The sequence below is a fragment of the Alicyclobacillus sacchari genome, from assembly GCF_004366795.1.
Taxonomy (GTDB): Bacteria; Bacillota; Bacilli; order Alicyclobacillales; family Alicyclobacillaceae; genus Alicyclobacillus; species Alicyclobacillus sacchari.
In genome coordinates, this window is the sequence record NZ_SORF01000049.1 from 1 (window position 1) to 2,183 (window position 2,183).

Sequence of the window (2,183 nt, forward strand, 5' to 3'; positions counted from 1 at the left end):
GCCGGATCACGAAGCGTGAGCGTGCGCACCAAACGCTTCACCTGGTCGATGTTGTCGAACGCAAACGGCTGAAGGATTTTCGTGTTCGATCCTTTGACGCCAAAGAGAATCTGTGTCCCGTTCACCGTCGCCGATTCCGTGGGATTTGCGAACCACACGCTCATCGGACCGAAACCGAGCGCGTGCTGAAAGATGGCTTCCGGCAAGTCCGGGTAGTACCGCGGGTACCGGGTATTTTGAAATTCGGGGCGTTCCCGCAAAAAGTCATGGATGCGATGAATGAAATACTGCTTCGCCGCCTCATCCCCGATGAGCGCGCGATACTTGCGGTGCAGATATTGCGAATCCACATCGTCTTTCCCACCGACGTCTTCGCCAAGATACTGCTGAAACGCCTCGATCACCCGGTCAAACGGAACTTCCCCGTAGTCTTTGGCGCGCTCGCGCTGCGTCTCCAGCACATACCGATCCGCGCGAAAGGGCTCGTTTGGCAGTAGCTCATACACGGACACTTGCAGCCACCTCCGTCGTTGCAGATGCTGTCACAGCCGATTGAGCGATGGTTTCGACGGCCTTTCGGAACGTCTTCTCGCCGAGGAACACCTTCATCGGCTCAGGCGATTGTTCTGCATAAATGTCGATCGACGAGTAGTACGGAATGGATGCAAGTTGCATCATCCCCACCGACTTTGCCAGACCGCCCTTGCCATGAACCTGACTGCCGACGAGCATCAGGTCGCTTGGTTCCACACCTAAGGGCCGGAGAATGTAATCCATCTGCCGCAAGAGTTGCCGTTGTGTCGCCACAAGGTCATTAGCGATGACGTAGCGATGCGTGGCCGCTTGGAGGCCTTCAAGCGCCAGCGCCGTGTTGAGTGCGCTCCCCACATCGAGCACCAACACCTCAAACTGTGACCGTGCCACGTGGAGCAGGTGTCGGACGTGCTCGGGCATCACCGCCAACGCGCGCGTCTGGTTTTGCAGGCCCGGTAGATACTTCACACGAAGCACCGACTTCATCGCGGCCTGCAGGGTCTCCGGATCGAGCTTTTGCTGCGCGAGATACGACAACATGTCGTCCAGGTGATGTTCAACGCCTGGCACTATGGCCGTGCCTGGATCATAGGCGTTGAGGCCCAAGACCCCGACGGACTTGCCGTGCTGCGCGGCCAACACATGGGCTACAGCAAGGGCAATCGTCGTGGTGCCAAGCCGCGGATACACGCCCCAAAACGCAAGGATCGGCGTGGATTGGCCTTGCCCGATGACTTCGTCCAGATACGACAAGACACGCGAGGCATGCGCGAGACGGATGTTGTGCGCAGCGGCAAACGCAGTGAGCGCGGACGTGAACTCGTCCACGACGTAGGTGATGGACGCATCGGGAAATTGCTCTCGAACCTCGTACAACTCAGTCTCCGGCACATGCTTCGCGTCCAAAAGGAGCGCATCGACCTGGCGTATCTCTAGCCCGCGCCAATCCTCCACACTCTCCATGCGGCCGGTCATTTCGTGTTGCAACGATTCACGTAGTCCAATGGCGATCACTTCATACCACCTCCCGACCGCGTTTCGTCCGACACGCCCACAATAAGCAGTTGATACTTCTGCTGAATGAGGCTCGCCAACGCCTGTGCTTCGGCGGTTGTCATTTTCACGTCCACGCTCGCCGGCACACCGGTGCCGCTCCCACGCGCGCCGACCGATTGCGGCGCCCCCGTCTGTTGCGACGTCACTTCCGCGTTGTTATCCGTGTGCACGGACAGCACGAGCAGATGCTTGAATTCGGAGGCTTCACTCGTTGTCGTGAACGTCCCGACGTTGTCCGCTCCAGCTTGCGGCTGGGCGATGGGGATGAGATCGACGTAATCCCCTTGGCGCAGTGTCTCCGACACCGACGCAATCCACGTCGAGGAAATCGGTACATCCTCTGTGCCGGGGGTAATCGTGAAGGGGTCGGGTTCCGTATCGAGCGCGGTCAAGACCTGATTCTCGTCGACCGGCTGGGCTGTGTACGTACCCAACAGCCCCTCTGCATTCGTAATGGCATCTGGACTCAACTCACTCTTTGGTACGCGGATGCGTTCTACATCCGCCGCTTGGATGGGGGTATCCGCAGGCAACTGCGTGCGCGCGACGTACACCCATTCGTTCGTCAACATGGGTGCGACAAACTGGTTGTA

Annotated in this window: 2 protein-coding genes and 1 pseudogene; all 3 read right to left on the reverse strand. The window is 58.8% G+C overall.

Going from position 1 to position 2,183, the window contains the following annotated elements; translation table 11 throughout:
* Positions 1-512: pseudogene (locus C7445_RS14300) on the reverse strand (ATPase, T2SS/T4P/T4SS family); the annotation flags it as partial.
* A complete protein-coding gene (locus tag C7445_RS14305) occupies positions 499-1,548 on the reverse strand; it encodes a CpaE/TadZ family protein (protein ID WP_134161385.1) in 1,050 nt (349 codons plus the stop codon). The pseudogene C7445_RS14300 and the gene C7445_RS14305, both read right to left, overlap by 14 nt.
* Positions 1,545-2,183 (reverse strand): SAF domain-containing protein (locus tag C7445_RS14310; protein WP_134161387.1); only part of this gene is annotated, 639 nt, incomplete at its 5' end. The genes C7445_RS14305 and C7445_RS14310, both read right to left, overlap by 4 nt.